A 26,038-nucleotide genomic window follows, 5' to 3' on the forward strand; every position below is an offset into this window, starting at 1 on the left:
ATAACCTAACCTCACTCTTTCAATCTAACATAGATTGCACACAAATTGATCCCATCGGTCGAATGCGCATGCGATGTGCGTTTCCTTCACCCATATAGCGTTCAATATATTGGATGTACTCATCTGCAATTGCATCAGGAACCATGGCCATAATAACTCCTGCAAAGCCACCACCATGTACTCGGCAAACACCACAGCCTTTTTGCTCCAAAAACCGCTCACTAAGTGCCAATGTCAAACTAATTCCCTGCACATTGACCTCTGCTGTTGTATAACAGTTTTGCAAGTACTTCCACGATGAATTTCCACTTGCCGCAATATTTTTTAGAAAGCTCTCAAAATCATTTTTCTCTAATGCTGTAATCTCCCTGTCCACCCGCTCATTCTCTTCAAAAAAGTGAAGAGCACGAAGAACTGCTCGATCTTTAGCATATGCTCTGAGCTTTGAAAATTGATCAAGAACATCATCTATTGAAATCTCTCTGAGAACTTTCTTTCCAAAATACTCGGCCACCTTGTTCATCTCCTGAGGAATTGACGAATAGTCTGCCGAAAGATCGGCGTGGCCACGGCCTGTCTGTACAATAATCAAAGAATGCTCTGCGTTAGAAAAATCATAATTTATCTTCTTTACCAGTGGCTTATCTGGATTTTTAAAATCAATGGCAATCAACCCACCCACTGCACAACACATTTGATCTAAAAGCCCACTGGCCTTGTCCCAATACACATTCTCAGCATACTTTCCAATGTGTGCATAGTCAACAGTATCCAATTTTTCCTCATTAAACAATGTATTGATGATTTGACAAAGCAAGGTCTCAAATGCTGCCGAAGAACTTACCCCCGCACTAGCAATGACATTGCTTGTCATATAGACATTAAATCCTTCTACCTTGCAACCTCGATTTAAAAATCCCTGAATCAATCCCTTGACTAAATCCTGTGTTCCAGCTTTTTGCTCACTTGGCTCTAACTCATCCAAATTGATCACAAAATCCTGTTGAAATGTCTCACTGATAATATGAACTGCCCTTTCCTCTGTCTTTGCAGCAGCGGCCACACAGTCCAAATTAATGCTTCCACCAATCACCTTGCCATGATTGTGATCTGTGTGATTTCCACTAATTTCTGTTCTTCCCGGAGAGGAAAAAAGAAAAATATCTGCATCACCAAAAGAATGAACATAGCCGTCAACTACTGCTTCATATCGCTTTGTCTGCATCGGGCTCTGTTCTGATCCATAAAGTTTTCCAAAAAGCTCCTGCACTTTTGGCGTATATAATAACTCTTTTACATCTGTACTGCCCATCTTACTCCCCCTTTTTACTCATCCCAACTGTGATATACATTTTGTACATCATCATCGGCATCCAAAAGATCCAAAATGCGATTCATCTTTTTGATATCCTCTTCCGAAGATAAATCCACATAATTTTGTGGAATCATTGTGATTTCTGCATCGGCCATTGGAATATTCTTTTTCTCCAACTTCTCTCGAACCTCAGAGAAATCTTCTGGACTTGTAAAAATCTCATAGCTGTCTTCTTCTTCTGAAAAGTCCTCTGCACCAGCATCAAGTGCAAGCATCATCAATTCATCGGCATCTATGTCACATTCTTCCTTGTCAACCACAATGAGACCTCTCTTGTCAAACATATATGATACACAGCCCTGTGCACCAATATTTCCGCCACCCTTTGTAAATGCTGCACGCACATTGGCAGCTGTTCTATTCTTATTATCGGTCAATGTCTCCACAATAATGGCCACACCACTTGGTCCATACCCCTCATAGACATTCTGCTCATAATTTACAGCACTCAAATCTCCTGCTGCCTTTTTGATTCCTCTCTCAATTGTGTCATTTGGCACATTATTTGCCTTTGCCTTGGCAATCACATCACGCAATTTTGAGTTATTATTTGGATCAGATCCTCCTTCTTTTACTGCAACAGCAATCTCTCGACCAATAACAGTAAAAATCTTTCCCTTTGCAGCATCATTTTTCTCTTTTTTGTGCTTAATGTTTGCAAATTTTGAATGTCCTGACATCTCTTCCCACTCCTTGCTCTACTAAATATCGTTTTTATTTTACTATATCAAAGTTTTTCCGTCAATTAAAGCACTCTTTTTTAAGAATTCTTAACATCTTCTGTAGAATCCTCTTCTTTGTCCTTGTGTAAAGTGACTTTTATAGAACGAATAATCTTATTTTCCACCTTGATTGCAGTAAATTCATAGCCATACATTACTAACGAAAACTTTTCCCCATCCTCTGGAATATGCCCAATCTTTGCAATAATCAATCCATTGAGTGTATCAAAGTTATCATAATCTTCCTCTGTAAACTCAATATGCAAGGTTTCTTGAACATCCTCTAAATGAGTCATTCCCTTCATAATATAGCTTCCATCACCAATTTCTGTAATCATCTCTTCATCAATATCATATTCATCCATAATATTTCCGACAATTTCTTCCAAGATATCCTCCATTGTTACAATGCCTGCTGTCTGTCCATACTCATCGACAACAATTTCCATATGGATTTTATCTGATTGCATTTCTTTAAAAAGCGCATCTAACTTCTTTACTTCAGGAATAAAATTTGCCTCGCGCAAAAGACCATCAATCTCCTTGATTTTTTTCTCCTGATAGATGCCCTTATTTGAAAATATCAATGCGTCCTTCATATTCAAGATACCAATGATGCCATCAATATCACCCTCATAGACTGGAAACCTGGAATTGTTTCCTTCCTTCAATATAAAGTCCACAGCCTCTTCTAAAGTCCAGTCGCCATCAATGCAAACCAAACTATTTCTGTGTGTCATAATATCTTCTGCGTGCTTATCATTGAGCTCAAAGATATTGGTAATCATCTCGGCCTCACTGTGCTCAAGAATGCCCTGTTCATGGCCTTCATTGACCATACTCATAATATCTTCTTCTGTCACATTTTCCTCTTTTTTATTTGGATCAATGCCAAAAATGCGAAGGATTACAAAAGAAATCACACGAATAATCAATGTAAATGGAGTGAAAACTCCCATAACAATGCGCACAAGTCCAATATACTTTTTTGCAGTCTTTTGAGGATTTTTAATCGCCAATCGCTTTGGAACTACCATTCCTATACTCACCATCGCCATGGCCGAAATGATGGCAACCAACACAGCCATCCAAATCTTTGAAAAATTTCGAATAATCACACAGCCTATTGCAATAGCAAAGGCCATTTCTAATGTTTGTATGGTATTGACAAATTTCTCTGGACGATTATAAATGCGAAGCACTCGCCCTGCCTTGACATCACCACCCTCCATCTCTTTTTCAAACTCTGTCACATTGATACTTTGTATTGCTGATCCAAATGCAAATAGCACTGCGTCCATAAACACAAAAATCAACAATATAAAAATTAACATCACTTTCTAATTCTCCTTTTTCATCACACAAGAAATACTCTCAATAATATCCCTTGCAATGGTGCTATGCTCTCCATATTTTTTTGCTGCCACTTCTCCACTCTTTCCATGAATATAGGTTCCTAGAGAGGCTGCCGAAAATATATTATAGCCCAAGCAAAATAAACCTGCAATCACTCCTGACAAAACATCACCACTTCCTGCCTTAGCCAGCGCAGGCGAACCCGAAGTATTTTTATACTCCTCTCCACTCGGACTGACAACCAGTGTTTCTTCTGATTTTAAGAGGACATGAACTTGATGATGGAGTGCATACTTTCTTGCCACAGCTAATTTATCCTTCTTAATCTCATCAATGCTCATTCCCACAAGTCTTGACATCTCCCCTAAATGTGGTGTAATTACCATATTTTTGCCAAACAACACCGACATCTTTTTCTTTGCCACAATATTTAGGGCATCCGCATCGACAACCATAGGGAGTAGAGAGGAAGCAAGCACCTGCTCTGTGATCTTTTTTGCCATCTCCCCCTCACCCATTCCTGGTCCAATCACAATGGCTGTTGCCCAAGAAAGCACTTCCTTTAATGTTTTCACATAATTGTCTGGTTCATATGTAGTAATAATCGCTTCTGGCAACATGGTCTGCAAAATAATTCGATTTTCTTCAACTGTAAAAATCCGCACAAGACCTGCACCCACTTTATATGCAGAAAGTGCACTAAAATATGCTGCTCCACTCATACCTCTGCTTCCAGCGATCACCAGTACATGACCATAAGTTCCTTTATTTGCATCTTTTTTTCTCTGTGGAATTTTCTCTAGAACTTCATCTGTATAAACCAACATTTCATTCTCCCTCTACCAGTGCAAATGCCATTGCATATTCATTGGTATTACTAATAGAAACCAAAATCCGCTCTGCTCCTATTTGTTTGGCACGCCTCAATGCCCCATGATATAAATTGACATAGGGCTTTCCAAGTTCATCCCTAAGCACCTCAATATCTCTTGGCATAAACCCCAAAAAACCTGTGCCAAGACTTTTACTCACTGCCTCTTTTACAGCAAAATTACCGGCTAGAAAAGAACTTCTTTTCTTCGCTAGCCGGCACTCCTTTTCTGTATAAATTTTTTTCAGAAAATGTTCCTTTGCACAGGCCTTTTCAATTCGTGAAATTTGAATTAAATCTGTCCCTATCCCAATGATCATTTCTTTGTTTTATCCATCTCCCGATTGACACGATAGGACAGACGCATTAAGGATTCAGAAAGATGTACATTCTCCACAACGACATTGTCGGGAACTTGAAGATCAATATGAGCATAATTCCAAATGCCCACAATCCCTGCTGCAACCAATCGCTTTGCCACTTCTTCGGCCTGCAATTTTGGAATAGCCAGGGCTGCAATATGGATATCATTTTTTTTGATAAAATCTTCGAGTTCGCCCATACTATAGACTCTCACTCCACGAACTTCTTTTCCAATAATCTCTGGATCAATATCAAATATTGCCTTAATATAAAATCCTCTGCGCTCAAAATTAGCATAATTGGCAATGGCCTGTCCAAGGTGTCCTCCACCAATAACAATTAAATTGTTCTCTCGATCGATGCCCAAAATCTTGCCAATCTCATTGTGCAAATACTTGACATTGTACCCATATCCCTGCTGTCCAAAACCGCCAAAATTATTTAAATCTTGTCGAATCTGTGAAGCAGTCACCTTCATTCGGATACTCAACTCCTTTGAAGATATTCTCTCCACTTTTTCTTGAATTAATTCCCCCAAATAGCGATAATATCTCGGTAATCTCGAAATTACTGCTTTTGAGATTCGCTTTTCCTCCATACTAATCTCCTTGTTAATAATTCTACATTTATACCCTAAGTATAGTGAATGATAAGAACATTGTCAATGTATTTTTGCACATACCTAAAAGACAAAACTTTGCCCGATAGCAACAAGGGCTATCGGGCAACAATTACTTCTTTTTTGTTTTTGCTAATGCTCGAGAATAATGATAATTATTCTTATGCACTTCCACCTTATTTAAAACCGTGCCAAGGATCTTGCAATTGACCTTTAACAACTGCTCCTTTACTTTTTGTACCAACTTATAACTAACTTCTCCACTTTTAATGACAATGACTGCACCATCTGTGCATCGCCCAACAACTGCCGCATCGACAATGTTAGAAAGTGGTGGCGTATCAATAATAATGTAGTCATACTCTCGTCTTGCCCGCTCCACAAGGATGGAAAATTCTGCCTCAGCCAAAAGTTCTGCTGGATTTGGTGCATAAGGACCTGCAAAGATAATATCTAAATTAGGAATATTGCTCTCATAGACGATGTCATCGAGTCCCTTTTGACCACTGAGATATTGACTCAAACCATCGACCTTTGAAGAGACAGCATGCTTTGCTATAAATACCGTTCGACGAATGTCAGCATCCAAATATAAGACTCTCTTTCCAATTTGTGTCAACGAATGTGCCAAATTAAAACTTGTATCGGATTTTCCCTCGCCAGGCACGGCACTAGTCAACATAATCACTCTCAAATCATTGCCTGAAAACTGCAAATTTGTTCGCAATACCTTCAATGATTCCTCATATAAGTAGCCATAATTCCCTACATTTAATTCTACTTTTTTCTTTCTCTCTACCAGCATTATTTTCTCCTCCTCTCATACCTACTCTTTTTGGTGTGATCAGGAAGACTTGCCAATACAGTAATTCCAAGGTACTTCTCCACATCTTCCTCTGTCTTAATGGTATCATTTAATAACTCAAAGACAATCAATATGACTGAAACAGCAACAATGCCGAGAAAAGCACCAATCATTGCATTTTTCTTAACACTTGGGCTAGATGGTGCCTTTGGAATCACACCTTTTTCCAAGATCTTCGCTGGTCTCATCTCCATCAATGATCCAATATAGGAAGAAGAAGACTCTGCCACCTGATTGACAATTCTTGTTGCCTTTTCTGGATCTGGATCAGTAATCGTCAAGGACAAAATTCTTGTATCTGTCGGATTCTCCACCTTGAGCTTTCCCTTTAATTCATCATAGCTCATATCAAGGCTCATCTTTCCAATGACTTCCTCAAGTACAGCCCTACTTCTAGCAATTACCTTGTAATCCTTTGTGAGCTTACTTCCAATTTCCAAATCCGCAAGCGATGTCAATGAATTCTCCTTAGAGAGAATATAAATCATTGCTGTCGATTGATACTCTGGTGTGACCATGTAGCGGCTATAACCAAAACCAATGCCCCCCATTACAATGGCGGCCAAGATAATCATCCAGAGACGCTTTTTCAATACTAGAAACAGTGCCACAAGATCGATTTCTAGCTCTTTTGCTGATACATCCTGCTCCATGTTGTTGGCTGAATTTCCCATGTGTTTTTTCCCTTTCATTTCACTCTGTTTTATGCTCGAATCGGCCGATTGTGAAGAATTGCCAGTGCATTATGATAAGTCAATGCTTCAATATGCTCACTTGATAGATTTTTCTTTAGCCAGGTCAATGCTACTTTTGTATCTGGTGGCCGCCAACCTGGTCTGTGCATATCGGTAGACAAAAAATCCACCTTTCCTTCTAGTACAATCTTTCTGCACCATCGAGTATTTTGATCAAAAATATTTCCGCTAAGAGAGAGATAATTCATCTGAAATAATGTGCCCTGATGCTTAAGCTCATCCAAGCGTTCCTTTTTTTTTCTCAGACAAGCATACCTTTCGACATGGGCTAAAATGGGAATATAAGACGAGACCATCAAGTTTCGAATGTTGTGGAGCATATTCTTGTAAGAAATCACAGGCTGAAACTCCACCAATACATATCGGCTGCCTGCAAGCGTTGATATTTCTTGATTTTCCAACCTATTTAGTACATCTACAGAATACAATATCTCCTCACCAAAAAACAATTCCATCTCTGGCAAATCTTTTGCAAGTACCTTTTGCAACACTCTTAATCTCTTTTTCATTATCTCCACGCCTATTGTCGAGTAAGAATGTGGCGTAGCGATGATTTTTTTCACTCCTTGCTGATATGCCATTTTTATTAAATGAATACTTTCCTCAATACTCTGTGCCCCATCATCCACACCATAGATGATATGTGCGTGCATATCTATCAGATTGATTTTTCCGCCCTCTTTTGCTTCTTATTTTTCATCCCTTATAACTTAGCTATTATAACATATTTTTAGATATAATGTCTACATTTCAAAAAGGTAAGGTTTTTTTAAGCTCTTGTCTTGTGTCATACAATAAGTTATACTCATTGTATCTATTTTATTTATACAAAAGGAGAAATTATGATTTTAAGTGCCACGCATATTACAAAATCGTTTGGAAGTGAAACGATTATTCGTGATGCTTCCTTACTTATCAATGAGCACGAAAAGGTTGCTATCGTCGGTCTAAATGGTGCTGGAAAAACTACACTCTTGCGAATTCTTTCCAGAGAAAATCAACCAGACGCTGGCAGTGTTATTTTATCAAAAGATGCTAAACTTGGCTACTTACACCAAATTAATGATATAGATTCTGACTATACGATTCAAGAAGAACTCTACACTGTCATCGAACCCATCATTGCTATGGAAGAAAAGATTTCCAAAATGGAAGAACAAATGAAACATCTTCATGGCGAAGAGCTCGAAAAACTCTATGATGACTATAACCATCTCACTCACCAATATGAACTGGCTGATGGCTATGTTGCAAGAAGTAAAGTCTCTGGAATTTTAAAGGGTTTAGGCTTTTCGGAAAATGATTTTCAAAAAAAGATTCATTCCCTCTCTGGTGGACAAAAGACGAGAGTCTTTCTTGGAAAACTTTTATTGTCTGCACCAGATATTATTCTTCTTGATGAGCCAACCAACCATCTTGACCTCTCAAGTATCGAGTGGCTGGAGGGATATCTTCTCAACTACAAGGGAGCCGTTGTCATCGTCTCCCATGACCGCTACTTTTTAGACAAAATTGTGGGCAAGGTCATCGATGTAGAAAATGGCGAGGTCAATACCTATCTTGGCAATTACACAGCTTTTGCACAAAAAAAAGCAATGCTAAGAGAAGCTGCACTCAAGGCCTATATGAACCAACAGCAAGAAATCAAACACCAAGAGGCAGTGATTGAAAAACTTCGCTCATTTAACCGTGAAAAATCAATTAAGCGAGCTGAGAGCCGAGAAAAAATGCTCGATAAGATTACACACATCGACAAACCGATTGAACTAAAAAGTGATATGTCTCTCTTCTTTACACAATCCGAAGAAAGTGGAAATGATGTTCTCAAAGTTTCCAATCTCTCTAAGTCCTTTGGAAATCAGCAACTTTTTTCCAATCTTCATTTTGAAATAAAGCGCGGCGAACATGTCGCCATTATCGGGGACAATGGTGCTGGAAAAACAACCATTTTAAAAATGTTAAACCATATGATTTCCCCTGATACCGGAAGTATCACTTTTGGCTCTCGCATCCATCTCGCCTATTACGATCAGGAACATCAAGTCCTACATATGGAAAAAACGCTCTTTGATGAAGTGCAGGATTCCTATCCAAATCTAGATAATACTCGTGTGCGAAATGTTCTCGCTGCATTTTTATTTACTGGAGATGATGTGTACAAAAAGATAGCTGACCTCAGCGGTGGTGAGCGTGGTCGTGTCTCTTTGGTCAAGTTAATGCTCTCAAAGGCCAATGTTCTCCTTTTGGACGAGCCAACCAACCACCTTGACATTGTCAGCAAGGAAATTCTTGAAAATGCCATTGCCAATTTCACTGGAACGGTCATTTATGTCTCCCACGACCGCTACTTTATCAATCGCACAGCCAATCGCATCTTAGATCTTCGCCACAAACAATTATTTAATTACATTGGAAATTACGATTACTATCTTGAAAAAAAGGAGATCACAGAAGCTGCTCATCGAGCTGATATTGACAATGTAAGTGAACCGACCACTTTCACTACAACAGAAAGCAAAAGTGATTGGAAGTCGAGTAAGGCTTTGCAAGCCGAACAGCGAAAGAGAAAAAATGCGATTGCACGCTGTGAAAAGGAAATTGAAAAACTTGAAGAATGGATCGCCAAAATTGACGAGCAATTTCTTGATCCTGAACTTCAAACAAATGCTATCGAGCTTGCTCGCCTTCAAAAAGAAAAGGAAGAGCACAGCCAAAAGCTAAATGATTTATACCTTGAATGGGAGGAACTTTCATCAAAAGAATAACTTTCCCAAAATAAGAAAACCCCATGGAGCCGATTTTCTTGAATCCATGGGGTTTTTATACTATGCAAAATTACTTTAATACAACTTTCTCAAGTTTCCAAATATCTCTTACATACTCCTCGATTGTTCGATCAGAAGAGAACTTTCCAGCAGATGCGGTCTGCAAGAGGGCCATTCTTGCCCATTCGTCCTCATCTCTGTACGCTGCATCCACTCTTTCCTGTGCGTCTGCATAAGACCGGAAATCCTTTAAGATAAAGTAAGTATCTGCTCTATCTGAGCTGAGTGTATTGAGCAGAGAATTGTACAAATCTCTAAATAACTCAGGATCAACTGGTGAATAGTAACCATTGATTAACTGCATTAGTACACGGCGGATATCCTGATCATTATTAAATATCTCCATTGGATCATATCCACCATTCTTCTCGTAGTTAATGACCTCATCTGAGCTCATACCAAAGATAAATGCATTTTCTGCACCGACCTCATCGACAATCTCTACATTTGCACCGTCCATTGTTCCAAGTGTAGGGGCACCATTTAACATAAACTTCATGTTACCTGTTCCTGATGCTTCCTTACTTGCTGTAGAAATCTGCTCGCTGACATCAGCTGCAGCAAAGATAATCTCTGCATTAGATACACGATAGTCCTCGATAAAGACAACCTTAATCTTTCCATTGATGGTAGGATCATTGTTAATGACATCTGCCACAGAGTTAATTAACTTAATCGTCAACTTCGCACGGCGATATCCAGCTGCGGCCTTAGCACCAAAGATAAATGTTCTTGGCACAATATCAAGCACTGGATTGTCCTTTAACTTATTGTACAAATACATTACATGCAAGATGTTAAGCAGCTGACGCTTGTACTCATGTAATCTCTTTACCTGAATATCAAAGATGGAACGAGGATCAACATCAACGCCATTGTGCTCCTTGATATAATTCGCAAGGCGAACCTTGTTTTGGTACTTGATGTTCATAAATTCCTGTTGACTCTTCTTGTCATCAAGGAATACCTTTAGCTTTGCAATCTTTGAAAGATCGGTGATCCAATCGTCTCCAATCTTATTGGTAATCCAATTTGCAAGCAATGGGTTGGCATGGAGAAGGAATCTTCTCTGTGTGATACCATTGGTCTTGTTATTGAACTTTTCTGGTGTCATTTCGTAGAAATCCTTTAACTCTTGCTTCTCCAGAATTTCTGTGTGCAACTTCGCCACACCATTGACAGAAAAGCTTCCAGCAATAGCCATATAGGCCATTCTCACCTGACCATCATGAATAATCGCCATTCTATGTACCTTGTCATTATCGCCAGGATACTTTGACTGAATTTCCAAGACAAATCTTCTATTAATCTCTTCCACGATTTGATAAATTCTTGGTAGCAATCTGGAAAAGAGCTCGATTGGCCACTTCTCAAGAGCTTCTGCCATAATCGTATGATTTGTGTACGCACAGCACTGTGTTGTAATGCTCCAAGCATCATCCCATGACAGTCCCTCTTCGTCAATCAAGATGCGCATAAGCTCTGGAACTGTAACAGTTGGATGTGTATCATTCATCTGGAATACTACCTTCTTTGGAAGGTCATGAATATCACTGTTCTTTTCCTTAAACTTTAAGACTGCTCTTTGAATACTTGCAGAAATAAAGAAATACTGTTGCTTTAAGCGCAACTCCTTACCCGCATAGTGATTATCATTTGGATAGAGCACCTCACAAATATTCTTTGCAAGATTGTCCTGCTCAACAGCCTTTTGATAATCTCCCTTGTCAAATTGCTCAAGGCTGAAGTTAGATACAGAACGAGCATCCCAAATACGCAATGTGTTGACAATGCCATTTTCATAACCAACAATTGGCATATCATATGGAACAGCGAGCACAGAAGAATATCCATCCTGAACGAACTTATTCTTTCCATCCTTTACTTCTACACGAACATGACCACCAAACTTAACCTCAACCTGATACTCATCGCGACGAAGCTCAAATTGATATCCGTCTTTTAACCACTCATCTGGAACCTCAATCTGATATCCGTCCCTAATCTCTTGCTTGAACATACCATAGTGATAGCGAATACCACAGCCATACGCCGGATAGCCAAGTGTTGCTAAAGAATCAAGGAAACAAGCAGCAAGTCTTCCAAGTCCACCATTTCCAAGTGCTGGATCTCTCTCCTGATCCTCAATGAGATTTAAATCAAATCCCAACTCATCAAGAGCTTCCTTCACTTCCTTCACTGCTCCAAGATTAATAATATTATTTCCCAGAGCACGACCAATCAAAAACTCCATAGAAAGATAATAAACGGTCTTTACATCCTTCTCTTCATAAGCTTTTTGTGTCTTCATCCAGTCATCAATAATGAGCTTTTGCATAGTCAAGCTCACCGCCTGATAGACCTCCATTGGGTTGGCCTCTTCAATTGATCTTCTATAAAGAATCTTTACATTACTAATAATATCTTGTTTAATCTGATTCTTATCAAACTTTTTACTCCGAATCAGTCCTGTCATTAACATACCTCCACCTTGCATTTTTTAATTGTTTTTTACTACCTTCTCAACTCCAAGCAAAACACTCTCACCATTGAGGTTCCAATGCTTGTTGTATCCACTGACACTGCCAAAGACAATATCATCAGCTAAAGTTTCCGACTTCACCTGATCGACATTTGCTTTGATAATCTCAGCCAATTTATCATTATCACTCTGTGAAAGAATGATGTGATCAGTAACCTCAAATCCTGCTTCCTTGCGCATTGTCTGCACTTTTGAAATAACCTCGCGAACAAATCCCTCTTCAATCAGTTCTGGTGTAAGACGAATATCGAGTACAACCGTCACCTGATTGTCTTCCTGAGAAACAAAATTTTCACTCTTTGCTGTCTCGATCAACAAGTCATCCATTGTCAGTGAAATTTTCTCGCCATCAAAGTCAAATTCCAATGCCCCATCGCTCTTTAACTTTTTCATTGCTGCTGGACCATCCAGATGAGCCAATGCCTCTTTAATCTTTCCAAGTTGCTTTCCATACTTTGGTCCTACTGTCTTTAATTGTGGCTTAAAGGTATAATTTACAAAGTCCTCAACATCATCTCTAAAGCTCACCTGCTTTACATTGAGCTCATCCTTGATAATGTCCGTATAGAATTTGTCTAACACATTGTCAGACTTCACATACATATCTGCAATTGGCTGACGATTTTTAATGTTTGCTTCATTTCTCGCCGCACGACCAAGGACGACAATGTCCAACACCTCATCCATGTCTACTTCCAATTTCTTGTCAATCAACCGCTCATTCACCTGTGGATAGTCGCAAAGATGAATACTTTCTGGTGCACTTTTATCCACATTTCGCACAAGATTTTGATAAATCTGCTCTGTCATAAATGGAATCATTGGTGCAGCTAGCTTAGAAAGTGTCACCAATGCTGTATATAAGGTCATATAGGCAGAAACTTTATCTTGCTCCATTCCCTTAGCCCAGAATCGTTCTCTACATCTGCGAACATACCAATTGCTCATCTCATCAGTAAAGACTTGTAATGCTCTGGCTGCCTCAGTCACCTTATAGTTTGCCAAATCCTCATCAACTTCCTTAATTAAAGAATTAAGCTTTGACATCAGCCACTTATCCATCACAGTCAGCTGATCATACTCCAGCTTATGCTTTGTCGGATCAAACTGATCAATCTCTGCATAGAGCACATAGAAAGCATAGGTATTCCAAAGGGTACCCATAAACTTTCTCTGACCTTCCTGTACTGCCTTTCCATAGAAGCGGTTTGGAAGCCAAGGTGCGGAATTGATATAGAAATACCAACGAATCGCATCTGCACCATATTCCCTGAGTGCATCCATTGGGTCTACTGCATTTCCCTTTGACTTACTCATCTTCTGACCATTTTCATCCTGTACATGTCCAAGGACAATGACATTTTTATATGGTGCCTTATTAAAAATCAAGGTAGAAACTGCCAGTAGAGAATAGAACCAACCTCTTGTTTGATCCACAGCCTCAGAAATAAAGTCTGCTGGGAATTGCTGTTCAAATACTTCCTTATTCTCAAATGGATAGTGATGCTGAGCAAATGGCATAGATCCTGAATCAAACCAACAATCAATCACTTCAGGAACTCTCTTCATCTGTCCACCACACTCTGGACATTTGATGGTCACTGCATCAATAAATGGACGGTGCAACTCAATATGTTCTGGACAATTCTCTGACATCGACTTTAATTCCTCAATGCTTCCAATCGAATGCATAGCTCCACAGGAACATTGCCAAACATTGAGTGGGGTACCCCAGTAGCGGTTTCTTGAAATTGCCCAATCCTGTACATTTTCAAGCCAATCTCCAAATCTACCCTTTCCAATGCTTTCTGGAATCCAATTGATGGTTTGATTATTGCGAATTAAATCATCTTTCACTTCCGTCATCTTGATATACCAAGACTCTCTTGCGTAATAAATTAGTGGTGTGTCACATCTCCAGCAATGTGGATAGCTATGCTCAAATGTCGGTGCAGCAAATAATTTTCCATTTTCCTTTAAATCTTTTAATACTAATGGATCTGCCTTCTTTACAAATACACCTTCCCACTTGGTTTCCTTTGTCATCTCCCCCTTGCTGTTGACAAGTTGGATAAATGGCAGATCATATTTTCTTCCAATTCGAGAATCATCCTCACCAAAGGCCGGTGCAATATGTACAATACCTGTACCATCGGTCAAGGTGACATAGTCATCACAGGTCACAAACCAAGCCTTCTTCTTTGGATCAACAAAATCAAACAAAGGCTCATATTCCTTATATTCAAGGCTCTTTCCATCAAAGCGATCTAAAATTTCAAAATCACTTTCCAATACCTTCTCTACTAAGGCCTCCGCCATAATATAAGTTGTTCCCTCTTTCCTCACACGGACATAGGTTTCTACAGGATTCACACAGAGTGCCACATTGCTTGGCAATGTCCAAGGTGTTGTTGTCCAAGCAAGGAAGTAGGCATCTTCGCCCTTTACCTTAAACTTGACAATCGCCGATTTTTCCTTGACATCCTTATATCCTTGTGCAACCTCATGGCTAGAAAGAGGTGTTCCACATCTTGGACAATAAGGTACGACCTTAAAGCCCTTGTACAAAAGTCCCTTGTCCCAAATCTGCTTGAGGGCCCACCACTCAGACTCAATAAAATTGTTCTCATAGGTGACATATGGATTTTCCATATCTGCCCAAAATCCAACGACACCTGAAAACTCTTCCCACATGCCCTTGTATTTCCAGACGCTCTCCTTGCACTCCTTGATAAATGGCTCAAGACCATATGCCTCGATCTGTTCCTTTCCATCAAGTCCAAGCTTTTTTTCTACTTCAAGCTCCACAGGAAGCCCATGCGTATCCCATCCCGCCTTTCTTGGAACTTTATAGCCTTTCATTGTTCGATATCGTGGAATCATATCCTTGATCACTCTGGTCAAAACATGACCAATATGTGGCTTTCCATTCGCTGTTGGCGGACCATCATAAAACATATATGTTGGGGAATCTTTTCGATCTTCAATACTCTTTTCAAAGATCTCTTCATCTTCCCAAAATTTCTCTACTTCTTTTTCTCTTTCTACGAATTTCAAATCAGTAGGTACTTTGTTGTACATATTTAAACTTCCTTTCATAAAAATAGCCCCATCCTGTGAACAGGACGAGGCAAATGCGTCGATAAAATTACATTCTCTCCATCTCAGCCTTTTCTCTTCCCTATTTAAACATAGTTTTTTATTGCTGTCAAGGATTTGTCACAAGTTCTACTTCCTCGTCCCGACCATGGCAAGAAATATAAAAAGTGTTGACAAATACCAAAGATAAATCCTTGCATCCTTTAATTGATACTTTAATATCATCACAGTCACCACCATGGTCAGAAAAAACAAAATAGCAAAAAAGTAAAAATGCCAATTTTCCTTCCTAAATCGCTTTCTTCCTCCAAGAAAACAAAAATTCAAAAAACTAATGACTACAATAGCTAGACAATATTGAGAGATCTGAATGCTATAGTCAATATGAGAGAGTAGGTAAAAACAACCTCCACAACCCAAAGTTCCCATTCCCCACATCAAGATATCCATAAGAAATAACCCAATGCTCCCCATCTCTAGCGTCTTTGGTCGATTGCGTATTTGATAAGTAAAAATGATTGCCACAAATACAGGAATAACGACAATAAAGAATAAAAGAATAGAAACCAGACTCTGCATCTATGAACTACCCCCTCCTTATAACCTGTTTGTCATTTTAACATTGCAAAAATTTCTTGTCAACAAAGCAAAAAGAGCGTGCAACCTAGGCACGCTCTTTCTTACTATGAATTTGAATTTTCCTGTGCATCCTGTGCTCTTAAAAACTCATCGTCAAAGGCTCTAGCCACCTTCTTACCGCTGTCATTAAAATAAATCCATTGGTCTTTAATCAGTGTCCAGCCCTTGGCCATCTTTCCTTCATTCTTGTCTTTTCCTTCGTGAAGGTAATAGGTGTCTTTGTTCTTATCGACAAATAGACCAGTTTCCATTCTTCCCTCAACTTTTGGAGCCGAAGTATTAAAGTAATACCAATCATCTCCAATCTTTCGCCAACCAACAACAAGTTCGCCAGCGTATTGATCTTGACTTTCTTCGAGATAGAACCAATGTCCCTTCTCATCCTTTACCCAACCAGTTTGCATATTTCCATCGCTGTCAAATCGGAACCACGAAAAATGTGTTCCCTGTTTTGTCTGCGATGTTGTGTAGGCCTTTACCCAAGTGTTCTTATATGGTTCTCCATTGCTTCGAAGAAGTTGCCAATGATTGCCATTTCTTTGCCACTTGCGGTCTACTGTATCGCTGGCCACCAAATGTCCATGCATATTTTTTGCCTGATCTTCCCAACCATAAATCTTACCACTTCGACTTGTCTCTGTGCCCACAGGTGCTTTTACACCTGAGCCATCACTTTTTTGACGATAATCTTTTTGTGGTAAAGTTTCTGACTGTGTTGATTGTGTTGGTGTCTGTGAATGAGTCTGTGAATGAGTCTCTGGAACGCTCACTTGAGGTAAATTTTCAACATTTGGCTCCTCGACATCTGTTGCATTGCCTGAAGTTGTTCCAGAATACCACTTTGTTGTAATCGCAAATCCACCCTCTGAAAGGCTTGAACGCTCTGATACAGGTGAAAGCTCACCATTAAATAGATAGGATTGATTTTTATTGTTCTCTGATGCATTTTCATCATACGCCACGCCAATGGACTCTCCAATTGGCTTTGCATAGCGAACAGCAACATAAATTGGATCGCTTGTCTTTAGGTAATAATCGCTAAAATCTACGCTATTCCAGCCGCTGTGTGCATTTTCCACATCCCTAAATGGAATTAATTCGCGAAGTCGTCTTCCACTATCATAGCCAACGACACCCACTTGAATGTGATTGCCACGGTAATCGCCGCTATTGACCAAGTACAAATTCGCACTCTTTAAAATTCCACCATCAACAGGTGTGACAAATTTCACAGCAACACCCTGTTCCTGACCGCCAGTCATTACAGCTTCCACATTTGCACCATCAACATCACCAACACCATTATTTTGTGAATATTCCTCTAAGTTAGATAACTGAAAAAGAGTCACATTTTTTAGTGTGTTTTCGCCTGCATTGAGTCTTAACTTCATGGTCTTAGAAAGATATCCGTACTTAGAAAAACGAAGTGTATAATTTCCCTCATATGCCGCTTGAATGCGGTATGAACCATCTTCGTTTGTCTGCACATTATCAACATTTTCATCCTCTACAACTTTGACATTGACACCAGAAAGAGCATTTCCTGTCTCATCAAGTACTTTGCCACTCACCTTCGCAATCTGCGCAGGTTGAAGTACAAAGTCTACTTTTTGATTTGACTGACTAGATAAATCCACCTGTGCAGTTTGCGTAATATAACCATAGGCAGAAACTTCTACTGTATATGGTGAACCCGCTTGATTCACTGCATGGGGAATCTTATAACTTCCATCTGACTTTGCATAGGCATAGGCTCCTGTGTCCAATACCTTGATTAATGGCTTAAATGCAATATTTCGGTTGATACTCTGCTTTTTAACCATCACAGCAGTACTCGTCTCCTCTTTCGATTCGTTCTCCTTGGCCTCATCTGTAGCGTCAGCAGGCGTTGCCACTCTAGCTGCTGATACGCTCTCTCCACTGTGAGAACTCTCGCTTTGTTCTTGAGTTGTTTGAGTTGTCTGTGCTTGGGTTGTCTGTGCTGGTGAAACTTCAACCTCTTCATATGCACTCATATTTCTTTCGCCACCCTTTGTGACCTTGCCATAGATGGATCCCTGTTCTCTTCCCCTTAAGCTAGCCACTGCATCGTAGGCATTGACCAAGCCATAGCCATAAGCCATGTTGGGAGATTGAGAAAATTTTTCATCGGTCAATGGCTCTGCTGTCTTTTCCAAAATTTCCTTTGCTCTTTGTGGAGTCAAACTTGGATCTGCTTGTTTTAAAAGTGCCAAAACACCACTGACATGCGGAGCTGCCATGCTGGTTCCGCTGTCATTAACATACTCGCCCATTGCATTCAATGAACGAATAGAAACACCAGGTGCTGATATTTCTGGCTTAGTTACATTTCCAGAAGGATCAAACACAGATGGTCCTTTCTCTGAAAATGGAGCAATCTTCTTTTTCTTATCTACTGCTCCTACAGCGATAACATCCAAAAGATTTGCTGGATTGGCAATGGTGCCAAGTCCACTTTCACTATCTGTATTTTCTGCATTTCCTGCAGCAAATACAGCAATAATTCCTGCATCCTGCCAGGTCTGTGCCATTCTGGCAAACCACTCATCATTATTATTTGATGCACCTGCCCAAGAGTTATTAATAATATCTGGATGCATACTATACATCCAATCACCAGCTCTTAAAATCACATCACTGCTGGTCATTCCCTCAGAGATTGCCCTTGCATTAATAAACTTTGCCCCCGGGGCTACTCCAATTCGATTTAAGCTGTCACCTTCTTTTCCAAGAATTGTTCCTGCAACATGAGTTCCATGTGTGTTCTCTGATGAAGCCGCTGGCTCCACCTTATCTGGATCAATAAAATCCTTGTAATACTTTGTGTCATATGTTCCCGTTGCCGCATCATAGCCCTTATAGGCATTGCGAAGTACAGGAAGTTTATAATTGACACCTGTATCAATAATTCCAATGGTCACACCACTTCCGTCAAGATGAAATTCATCCCAAACACTGTTTGCACGCACCATCTTTACGCCCCAATCAATGCCATCTGCACTGTCGATTGCATCTCCACCATTTTGTGCACTCGATGAACTTGATGTGTCCACTGCACTGACTTTACCATTTAAGGCAATGTCCTCTACGGACGGATGGGCTGCCAATTGTCGGATAAAATCGATATCACTTGCAATGACATGGATTGAATTTGACGAAAAAAAGCTCTCATATGATGAGACCTTTCCCTGCTCCAGTGCACGATCCAACATCTCCTTGATGTCATTTTGTGCCACTGCTGCAGCCTTTTGCGCACTCATATCATCAGCATTCTTATCCTGCCTAATCAGGAGCAAAAGGTCATAAGGGCCACTGCTTTGCTTTTTTAGAATCTCGTCTAAGTGGTTGCTCTTTGCATTTTCTTGAGCTGCATAGGCAATACCTGAGCCAAGTCCAAAGGGCAAGCTAGAACAAGAGAGCACTGCAACAAGTCCCAAACTCAAAACTTGTTTCCATAACTTTTTCATTCCTTGAAATCCTCTCAAAACTTTATGCGTGAGAGGAAGAATCTCTGAAACTTTCAACTCTCACGCCAAAATTATTTTGTAGTTTGAGCCATACTCTAGTTCCAGATTCCTATTCAATTTTTTGTTGCTAAACATTTTATGCTAACAACTGAGATATGCAACGAAAAGGTATGCTACTCGCGATCACCCAGCATATCTTCGGGTCTGTATAAACTTGTTAAATCAAAAAATCGTAACTCGAAATACCACCATCCTTTGAGTATTATAGTTCTCTGAAGCTAAAGAACAGCTTCGCACAATATCATAACAACAAATCACAGAATTGTCTATTTCTATTTTTCTGTGCTATAATTAGGTAAAATTATTTTTAAGAAAAGGAGAATCCCATGGCACAACAAAACTTAAGCCTGCTGACTGACCTATACGAGCTCACCATGATGCAGGGCTATTTTCTATCACATAACACCAATGAAACTGTAATTTTTGACGCATTTTATCGAAGTAATCCTGGACACAATGGCTATGCTATCTGTGCAGGGCTTGAACAGGTGATTCAATATGTAAAAAATCTTCATTTTTCAGCGGAAGATATTCAATACTTAGAAAGTCTTCACCTGTTTCAGCCTACCTTCTTGGAGTATTTAAAAAACTTTAAATTTTCAGGAAGTATCTATGCCATTCCAGAAGGAACGGTGATGTTTCCTAGAGAACCTTTTATCAAGATTATTGCTCCTGTTATTGAGGCACAAATTCTTGAGACAGCTATATTAAATATCATTAACCACCAATCCCTTATTGCCACCAAAGCCGCCAGAGTCGTCCACGCAGCAGATGGCGATGCCGTTCTTGAATTTGGACTTCGAAGAGCACAAGGTCCTGATGCTGGCATCTATGGGGCAAGAGCTGCTGTTATCGGTGGTTGTAGTGGAACAAGTAATGTCTTAGCTGGCAAAATGTTTGACATCCCTGTGATGGGCACACACGCACACAGTTGGATTATGAGCTTTCCCGACGAACTCACTGCCTTTCGAAATTATGCAAAAATTTATCCAAATAATTGCATCCTTCTTGTTGATACCTACGACACGCTAAAAAGTGGCGTTCCCAATGCCATCAAAGTCTTTCTCGAAATGAAGGAGGCAGGGATAAAACTAGAACACTACGGCATTCGCCTAGATAGTGGAGACCTTGCCTATCTTTCCAAGAAAGCAAAAAAAATGTTTGACCAGGCCGGACTAAAGGATGCCATTATTTCTGCCTCCAATGATCTAGATGAAGATTTAATTTCTTCTCTAAAGATTCAGGGTGCACAAATTAATTCCTGGGGTGTCGGTACCCATTTGATTACCTCCAATAAGTGCCCTTCCTTTGGCGGTGTCTATAAGCTCGCAGCCATCAAAGATCTAGCAACTGGTGAGTTTATTCCAAAGATTAAGCTTTCAGAAAATGCTGAAAAAATTACGAATCCAGGAAATAAGACTATTTATCGCATCTATGACAAAAAGGAACACAAAATCATCGCCGATTTAATTTGTATGGCCGATGAACATTTTGATGAAAACAAACCGCTCAATCTCTTCGACCCCATCGAGACATGGAAACGAACTCATCTCGACCCTGGCAGCTACACCCTTCGAGAATTGCTTGTTCCCATCTTTGTGGATGGAAAATGCGTCTATGAAAGCCCAAGTGTGATGGAATTGCAAAAAATTTGCAATGCAGAAAAAAATACACTCTGGGATGAGGCAAAGCGCCTGGCTTATCCTCATGAGACCTATGTCGATCTTTCCAACAAGCTCTGGCATACCAAAAATGAGCTTTTGAAAAAATATCATGTGGCCAATGCCACGCCACTTGATCAAGCATACTAGTAAATAAAGAAAAGGATTACCCATGATACAAGAAATTTACCCAAAAATATTCAACCCACAGTTTAAAAACCATTCTCCAAGAGATGGTGCCTATGCCCTCTACTTTGAGGGCAATACAGTGCTGCTTTCCAAAGATAAACTTGGAAATCATACCATTCCGCAGTTTCAAGACCTGAAGACAAAAAGACAAGATGGGGGATATTACCTATTCTCCATCGATAAAGATGAGTATTATCTCATTGATGATCCATCTGTTTGTAAACATTCTAGTTTCTCTATGGAGCCAATTTCGACCTTTCGACATTTTCATGATCAGGCTGCAAGCTTTGCCGGAGTGACGGGTGGACAGATCTATCGCTTTTTGCAATCGAGAATTTATTGCGGTCACTGTGGAAGTAAGACCATTCGCTCCACAACAGAGCGTGCCGTCATTTGTCCAAACTGTGGTGCGATAGAGTATCCAAAGATCAGTCCTGCCATTATCGTAGCGATTACTGATGGCGATCGCATTCTTTTGACAAAAGGAAGGAACACGACCTATAAACACTATGCTCTTGTTGCAGGATTTATGGAAATTGGAGAAACTCCCGAGGATGCTGTTCGCAGAGAAGTGATGGAAGAGGTCGGACTAAAAATCAAAAATATTCGTGCCCACAAATCACAACCTTGGGCATTTTCAGATACTCTTATGATGGGATTTACTGCCGAGCTTGATGGCGATGACACCATCACCTTACAGGAAGAAGAGTTAAAAGAAGCTTCTTGGTTTGAGCGAAAAGATGTTCCGCTGCCAGATAGCACGATAAGTGTCGGGCAAGAAATGATTGCCTACTTTAAGGAAGGAAAATTGCAATGAAAAAAATCTTACTCATTGGAACGGGAGGCACCATTGCCTCCCAAAAAAGTGATGACGGACTGCGTCCACAAATTAAGCCATCTGAGCTTCTCTCCTATGTCCCTGTAGTAAAAAAATTTGCGGATGTCTCTTCCATCGAATTATTTAATCTCGACAGCACCAATATTCAGCCCGAAAATTGGATACAGATTGCTGATTGTATCAAGAGTAATTACTTTGATTTTGATGGATTTGTAATTTGTCACGGAACAGATACCATGGCCTACACAGCAGCCGCACTGTCCTATCTCGTTCAAAACTCACTAAAACCCATTATTGTCACAGGAGCACAAAAGCCAATTGATTTAGATGTCACTGATGCACGAACAAACCTGCATGACAGTATTCTCTTTGCCTCTCACGACCATGCCTATGGCGTCAATATTGTATTTGATGGTAAAGTCATCAGTGGAACAAGGGCAAGAAAGGAGCGAACCAAGAGCTACAATGCCTTTTCTTCCATCAATTTTCCATATATTGCAGCTATTCAAGATGACCATGTCATCTTCTATCTCGATGATAAATCCGCAGTAAATGAGAGTATTCGCTTTTACAATGAACTTAATTCTAAAGTTTGTCTATTAAAGTTAATTCCTTCAATGGATCCAAAACTCCTCGATTTTATTGGCACACAATATGATGCCGTCATTATTGAATCCTTTGGTGTAGGTGGTTTGCCAAGTCATAAGGATGGAGACTTTAAACTTTCTATTCAACAGTTAATTGAAAATGGAAAGACCATTGTTATGACGACTCAGGTTCCACTCGAAGGAAGTCATATGTCTGTATATGAGGTTGGAAAGAATATCAAACAGCAATTTGGTCTGATTGAAAGCTACGATATGACTTTAGAAGCCACGGCAACAAAACTGATGTGGATTTTATCACAAACAAAAGATCCAGAGGAAATTCGCCGATTGTTTTACAAAACCATCAATCGTGACACCCTCTGGAACGCTAGTTTTTAATTCATAAATGGAACAGGATTGCTCCAGCGCACTTCACTGGATTGCTCCTTTGTCAAAGTATATTTTGCCTTTTCTTCAGGATTTGTCGATGTGCTTTCTTTTAGTGCGTAGGCCTTTGCATCCGAATCCCATTTCCAGCGATTGTCAATCACTGTTCTGCCATTGCTGGCTCGAAGTGTAAATACCACCTGTGCACCGTCTCGTTCATTGACACCATAGGTAAAATCCCCGTCCATATTGTCGTGAACAAAATTTCCTGTCTTATAGCTAGAAATACTGTCATCCGATGGAGAAGGAGCAAGATAGGAATATCCTATCGTTCCGCTTCCCTCCATCAACCCATTGGACCACTCTCCCTCCGAATAATCAAATCTCGGAGCATCCAGATTATAGGCCGTCAAAGCAATACCATGGCCATTGATACTTCCATTGACAAAACTTCCATAAAAAATTGTATTGCTCGCCTTTAGCACAATGCCATCGGCATTTTGCCCCTTCTTTGGCATTAGGCGAACGCCTCGACCATCAAACAAATAGGTTCGCCCCTCAAATGTCTTGTCGCACAAATTCTCCAGATCTTCTTGTTTTTCAAGTAAAATTCTCGCCACAGATTCCAAATTGCGATTTGAAATCTGTGTATATAAGTCATTCAATAAATCTTGTTCCTGTGCACTCAATGTTGGCACAGTGATCGCAATGCTTTCAGCCACACTTTGACTTTGCTCTTCACTCTCTTTTTTATTGTTGGCAATGCTTTGTGCAATGCTCTGTGCTGCACTTTGCTTTTCCTCAGCAATTGCTGTCTCATAAGAGGCCGATTCCGACACAACCATCACTCTCTTGTATGTCTTCATCCCCGGAATAGCCAATGCGGCAACAGCCACAATGCTAATCAATGCGCCCATTGCCACAATCTTCTTTCTTTTCGTTGTCATCTCCCAATCACTCCCTGTTTGCGTCTTAGAGTTTAAATGAAGTCTTCAATGAAACCACACGGTTAAATACCATATGCTCTGGCGTAGAATCCTTACAATCTATGCAATAGAAACCATTTCGCACAAATTGATAGCTGTCATACGCCTTTGCATTGTTAAAGTTTGGCTCTACATAGCATTCCTTTAATACGGTCAATGAATTTGGATTGACATTGAGATTGCCTTCTTCGTCAAACTTTCCCTTCTCTTCATCCACAATATTCTCATAGAGTCTGCACTCTACCTGCTTTGCTGTACTTACATTGACCCAGTGAATTGTACCCTTTACTTTTCTTGCATTAAATCCACTTCCACTCTTTGTCTCAGGATCATAGGTCGCATGAACTACCGTGATCTTTCCATTTTCATCCTTTTCAAATCCTGTGCAAGTGACAAAATAAGCCCCCATCAAGCGCACTTCATTTCCAGGAAAAAGTCGAAAATACTTCTTTGGTGGCTCTTCCATAAAATCCTCTCTCTCAATGTAGAGCTCTCTTCCAAATGGAATCATTCTCTCCCCAAGTTCTGGATTTTCCATGTTATTTGGCATTGGCAGCATCTCCACCTGATCCTCTGGATAATTGTCAATCACCAACTTAATTGGATCAAGCACAGCCATCATTCTTGGTCTCTTTAACTTTAAATCCTCTCGAATACAATATTCAAGCATCCCATAGTCCACAGAAGATTGTGCCTTAGACACACCACAAAGTTCAACAAACTTGCGAATAGATTCTGGTGTATATCCCCTTCTTCGAAGTGCTGCAATCGAAACTAATCTTGGGTCGTCCCAACCATCCACAATGCCATCTTCTACAAGCTTTTTAATATATCGCTTTCCTGTAACCACATTGGTCAAGTATAACTTTGCAAACTCAATCTGTCTTGGTGGCTCACTGTACTCACATTCTCTCACCACCCAATCATAGAGTGGTCGATGATCCTCAAACTCCAGAGTACAAATGCTGTGTGTAATATGCTCAATGGCATCTTCAATTGGATGTGCAAAATCATACATCGGATAAATGCACCACTTATCTCCTGTGTTGTGATGCTTCATTCTCGCCACGCGGTAGATCACAGGATCGCGCATATTGATATTTGGTGATGCCATATCAATCTTTGCACGAAGCACACGCCTTCCATCTTCTACTTTGCCCTCTTTCATTTCCTCAAAGAGACGCAAGTTTTCCTCAACACTGCGATTCCTATATGGACTTTCCTTTCCAGGATTTTTAAAATCTCCTCTATACTCCCTAATTTCATCTGCAGTTAAATCACAGACAAAGGCCTTTCCCTTTTGAATCAATAAAACAGCCTTTTCGTACATCTCATCAAAATAATTAGATGCAAAAAAGAGGCGGTCTTCATAATCTGCCCCTAACCAATTGACATCTTCCTTGATAGAATCAACAAACTCCTCCTTCTCCTTGGTCGGATTGGTATCATCAAAGCGAAGATTAAACTTTCCCTTATACTCCTCTGCCAAACCTGAATTTAAAAGAATGGACTTTGCATGTCCAATATGCAAATATCCATTTGGCTCTGGTGGAAATCTTGTCTGCACATGTGTATATTTTCCCTCTGCAAGATCTTTTTCAATCTCTAATTCAATAAAATTTTTTGATACTACTTCCTCTGCCATCTCGTCCTCCTAAACAGAATATCATTGCTTTTATCTTATCATATCTTCTCAAATAAGAAAAGATGCCCCACCTTTTCTGTCAACTTTCCAGAAAAAATGGGACATCTTGCCTAAAATTCCTCTTCCTCATCCTCTTCTGCAATAACACCAAAAATTGCAGACATTC

At 39.9% G+C, this 26,038-nt stretch carries 19 protein-coding genes; 4 read left to right on the plus strand and 15 right to left on the minus strand.

Annotated elements, in window-relative coordinates; all coding sequences use genetic code 11:
* Positions 1 to 19: 19 nt before the first annotated feature.
* The 9 genes from J5A74_08935 to J5A74_08975 all read right to left on the minus strand — a co-directional run bounded on the left by J5A74_08935 (position 20) and on the right by J5A74_08975 (position 7,579).
* The gene (locus tag J5A74_08935) at positions 20 to 1,312 is read right to left on the minus strand and encodes a galactokinase (GenBank protein QUI95496.1); all 1,293 of its coding nucleotides are present in this window, start codon (positions 1,310 to 1,312) and stop codon (positions 20 to 22) included.
* Between the two features lie 14 nt (positions 1,313 to 1,326).
* Positions 1,327 to 2,055: a YebC/PmpR family DNA-binding transcriptional regulator gene (locus J5A74_08940; protein ID QUI95497.1), complete on the minus strand. Its 729-nt coding sequence runs from the start codon at positions 2,053 to 2,055 to the stop codon at positions 1,327 to 1,329.
* Positions 2,056 to 2,135: 80 nt separating this feature from the next.
* Complete coding sequence (locus J5A74_08945) at positions 2,136 to 3,431, minus strand: HlyC/CorC family transporter (GenBank protein QUI95498.1); 1,296 nt, start codon at positions 3,429 to 3,431, stop codon at positions 2,136 to 2,138.
* 6 nt (positions 3,432 to 3,437) lie between these two features.
* Positions 3,438 to 4,280 (minus strand): NAD(P)H-hydrate dehydratase, encoded by an 843-nt coding sequence (locus J5A74_08950; GenBank protein ID QUI95499.1) that lies wholly within the window; start codon positions 4,278 to 4,280, stop codon positions 3,438 to 3,440.
* Position 4,281: 1 nt separating this feature from the next.
* A complete protein-coding gene (gene acpS, locus J5A74_08955) occupies positions 4,282 to 4,644 on the minus strand; it encodes a holo-ACP synthase (GenBank protein QUI95500.1) in 363 nt (120 codons plus the stop codon).
* Entirely contained in the window at positions 4,641 to 5,285 is a 645-nt protein-coding gene (locus tag J5A74_08960; GenBank protein ID QUI95501.1) for a redox-sensing transcriptional repressor Rex, read from the minus strand. The genes acpS and J5A74_08960 overlap by 4 nt, the downstream gene beginning before the upstream one ends.
* Before the next feature lie 133 nt (positions 5,286 to 5,418).
* Positions 5,419 to 6,111 carry a CpsD/CapB family tyrosine-protein kinase gene (locus J5A74_08965; protein QUI95502.1) on the minus strand — a complete coding sequence of 231 codons (693 nt, stop codon included), beginning with the start codon at positions 6,109 to 6,111 and terminating at the stop codon, positions 5,419 to 5,421.
* Positions 6,111 to 6,824: a polysaccharide export protein gene (locus tag J5A74_08970; protein ID QUI96873.1), complete on the minus strand. Its 714-nt coding sequence runs from the start codon at positions 6,822 to 6,824 to the stop codon at positions 6,111 to 6,113. Before J5A74_08970 ends, J5A74_08965 begins: the two co-directional genes overlap by 1 nt.
* A 50-nt stretch (positions 6,825 to 6,874) precedes the next feature.
* The gene (locus J5A74_08975; protein ID QUI95503.1) at positions 6,875 to 7,579 is read right to left on the minus strand and encodes a protein tyrosine phosphatase; all 705 of its coding nucleotides are present in this window, start codon (positions 7,577 to 7,579) and stop codon (positions 6,875 to 6,877) included.
* A gap of 189 nt (positions 7,580 to 7,768) precedes the next feature.
* Here J5A74_08975 and J5A74_08980 point away from each other — a divergent pair, with 189 nt between their 5' ends.
* Positions 7,769 to 9,691 carry an ABC-F family ATP-binding cassette domain-containing protein gene (locus J5A74_08980; GenBank protein QUI95504.1) on the plus strand — a complete coding sequence of 641 codons (1,923 nt, stop codon included), beginning with the start codon at positions 7,769 to 7,771 and terminating at the stop codon, positions 9,689 to 9,691.
* Between the two features lie 70 nt (positions 9,692 to 9,761).
* On the opposite strand, the gene J5A74_08985 is transcribed toward J5A74_08980, so the two are convergent.
* The 4 genes from J5A74_08985 to J5A74_09000 all read right to left on the minus strand — a co-directional run bounded on the left by J5A74_08985 (position 9,762) and on the right by J5A74_09000 (position 19,519).
* A complete protein-coding gene (locus J5A74_08985; GenBank protein ID QUI95505.1) occupies positions 9,762 to 12,227 on the minus strand; it encodes a glycogen/starch/alpha-glucan phosphorylase in 2,466 nt (821 codons plus the stop codon).
* A 24-nt stretch (positions 12,228 to 12,251) separates the two neighbouring features.
* On the minus strand, positions 12,252 to 15,374 hold the full coding sequence (locus J5A74_08990; protein ID QUI96874.1) for an isoleucine--tRNA ligase: 3,123 nt from the start codon (positions 15,372 to 15,374) through the stop codon (positions 12,252 to 12,254).
* A 147-nt stretch (positions 15,375 to 15,521) separates the two neighbouring features.
* Entirely contained in the window at positions 15,522 to 15,971 is a 450-nt protein-coding gene (locus tag J5A74_08995) for a hypothetical protein (protein ID QUI95506.1), read from the minus strand.
* A 104-nt stretch (positions 15,972 to 16,075) separates the two neighbouring features.
* Positions 16,076 to 19,519 (minus strand): S8 family serine peptidase, encoded by a 3,444-nt coding sequence (locus J5A74_09000; GenBank protein QUI95507.1) that lies wholly within the window; start codon positions 19,517 to 19,519, stop codon positions 16,076 to 16,078.
* A 386-nt stretch (positions 19,520 to 19,905) separates the two neighbouring features.
* Here J5A74_09000 and J5A74_09005 point away from each other — a divergent pair, with 386 nt between their 5' ends.
* From J5A74_09005 to J5A74_09015, 3 genes are read left to right on the plus strand one after another with little or no spacing between them, the layout of a single operon-like run.
* Positions 19,906 to 21,390, plus strand: a complete 1,485-nt coding sequence (locus J5A74_09005) for a nicotinate phosphoribosyltransferase (GenBank protein ID QUI95508.1) — start codon at positions 19,906 to 19,908, stop codon at positions 21,388 to 21,390.
* A gap of 22 nt (positions 21,391 to 21,412) precedes the next feature.
* Positions 21,413 to 22,246 (plus strand): NAD(+) diphosphatase, encoded by an 834-nt coding sequence (gene nudC / locus J5A74_09010; protein ID QUI95509.1) that lies wholly within the window; start codon positions 21,413 to 21,415, stop codon positions 22,244 to 22,246.
* On the plus strand, positions 22,243 to 23,253 hold the full coding sequence (locus tag J5A74_09015) for an asparaginase (protein QUI95510.1): 1,011 nt from the start codon (positions 22,243 to 22,245) through the stop codon (positions 23,251 to 23,253). Before nudC ends, J5A74_09015 begins: the two co-directional genes overlap by 4 nt.
* Here the strand turns inward: J5A74_09015 and J5A74_09020 are convergent.
* Complete coding sequence (locus J5A74_09020) at positions 23,250 to 24,188, minus strand: hypothetical protein (GenBank protein QUI95511.1); 939 nt, start codon at positions 24,186 to 24,188, stop codon at positions 23,250 to 23,252. The two genes, J5A74_09015 and J5A74_09020, sit on opposite strands and share 4 nt — an antisense overlap.
* A gap of 25 nt (positions 24,189 to 24,213) precedes the next feature.
* On the minus strand, positions 24,214 to 25,872 hold the full coding sequence (locus J5A74_09025) for a glutamine--tRNA ligase/YqeY domain fusion protein (GenBank protein QUI95512.1): 1,659 nt from the start codon (positions 25,870 to 25,872) through the stop codon (positions 24,214 to 24,216).
* Positions 25,873 to 26,038 lie beyond the last annotated feature (166 nt).

Source organism: Lachnospiraceae bacterium oral taxon 096 (genome assembly GCA_018141845.1).
In the GTDB taxonomy this organism is placed as follows: Bacteria; Bacillota; Clostridia; order Lachnospirales; family Lachnospiraceae; genus F0428.

Coding starts and splice junctions, on each gene's coding strand:
- J5A74_08935 (QUI95496.1), bottom strand. CDS start 1,312: ATGGGCAGTACAGATGTAAAAGAGTTATTATATACGCCAAAAGTGCAG.
- J5A74_09000 (QUI95507.1), bottom strand. CDS start 19,519: ATGAAAAAGTTATGGAAACAAGTTTTGAGTTTGGGACTTGTTGCAGTG.
- nudC (QUI95509.1), top strand. CDS start 21,413: ATGATACAAGAAATTTACCCAAAAATATTCAACCCACAGTTTAAAAAC.
- J5A74_08940 (QUI95497.1), bottom strand. CDS start 2,055: ATGTCAGGACATTCAAAATTTGCAAACATTAAGCACAAAAAAGAGAAA.
- J5A74_09020 (QUI95511.1), bottom strand. CDS start 24,188: ATGACAACGAAAAGAAAGAAGATTGTGGCAATGGGCGCATTGATTAGC.
- J5A74_08945 (QUI95498.1), bottom strand. CDS start 3,431: ATGTTAATTTTTATATTGTTGATTTTTGTGTTTATGGACGCAGTGCTA.
- J5A74_08950 (QUI95499.1), bottom strand. CDS start 4,280: ATGTTGGTTTATACAGATGAAGTTCTAGAGAAAATTCCACAGAGAAAA.
- J5A74_09015 (QUI95510.1), top strand. CDS start 22,243: ATGAAAAAAATCTTACTCATTGGAACGGGAGGCACCATTGCCTCCCAA.
- J5A74_08975 (QUI95503.1), bottom strand. CDS start 7,579: ATGCACGCACATATCATCTATGGTGTGGATGATGGGGCACAGAGTATT.
- J5A74_08965 (QUI95502.1), bottom strand. CDS start 6,111: ATGCTGGTAGAGAGAAAGAAAAAAGTAGAATTAAATGTAGGGAATTAT.
- J5A74_08990 (QUI96874.1), bottom strand. CDS start 15,374: ATGTACAACAAAGTACCTACTGATTTGAAATTCGTAGAAAGAGAAAAA.
- J5A74_09005 (QUI95508.1), top strand. CDS start 19,906: ATGGCACAACAAAACTTAAGCCTGCTGACTGACCTATACGAGCTCACC.
- J5A74_08995 (QUI95506.1), bottom strand. CDS start 15,971: ATGCAGAGTCTGGTTTCTATTCTTTTATTCTTTATTGTCGTTATTCCT.
- J5A74_09025 (QUI95512.1), bottom strand. CDS start 25,872: ATGGCAGAGGAAGTAGTATCAAAAAATTTTATTGAATTAGAGATTGAA.
- J5A74_08970 (QUI96873.1), bottom strand. CDS start 6,824: ATGGAGCAGGATGTATCAGCAAAAGAGCTAGAAATCGATCTTGTGGCA.
- J5A74_08960 (QUI95501.1), bottom strand. CDS start 5,285: ATGGAGGAAAAGCGAATCTCAAAAGCAGTAATTTCGAGATTACCGAGA.
- acpS (QUI95500.1), bottom strand. CDS start 4,644: ATGATCATTGGGATAGGGACAGATTTAATTCAAATTTCACGAATTGAA.
- J5A74_08980 (QUI95504.1), top strand. CDS start 7,769: ATGATTTTAAGTGCCACGCATATTACAAAATCGTTTGGAAGTGAAACG.
- J5A74_08985 (QUI95505.1), bottom strand. CDS start 12,227: ATGACAGGACTGATTCGGAGTAAAAAGTTTGATAAGAATCAGATTAAA.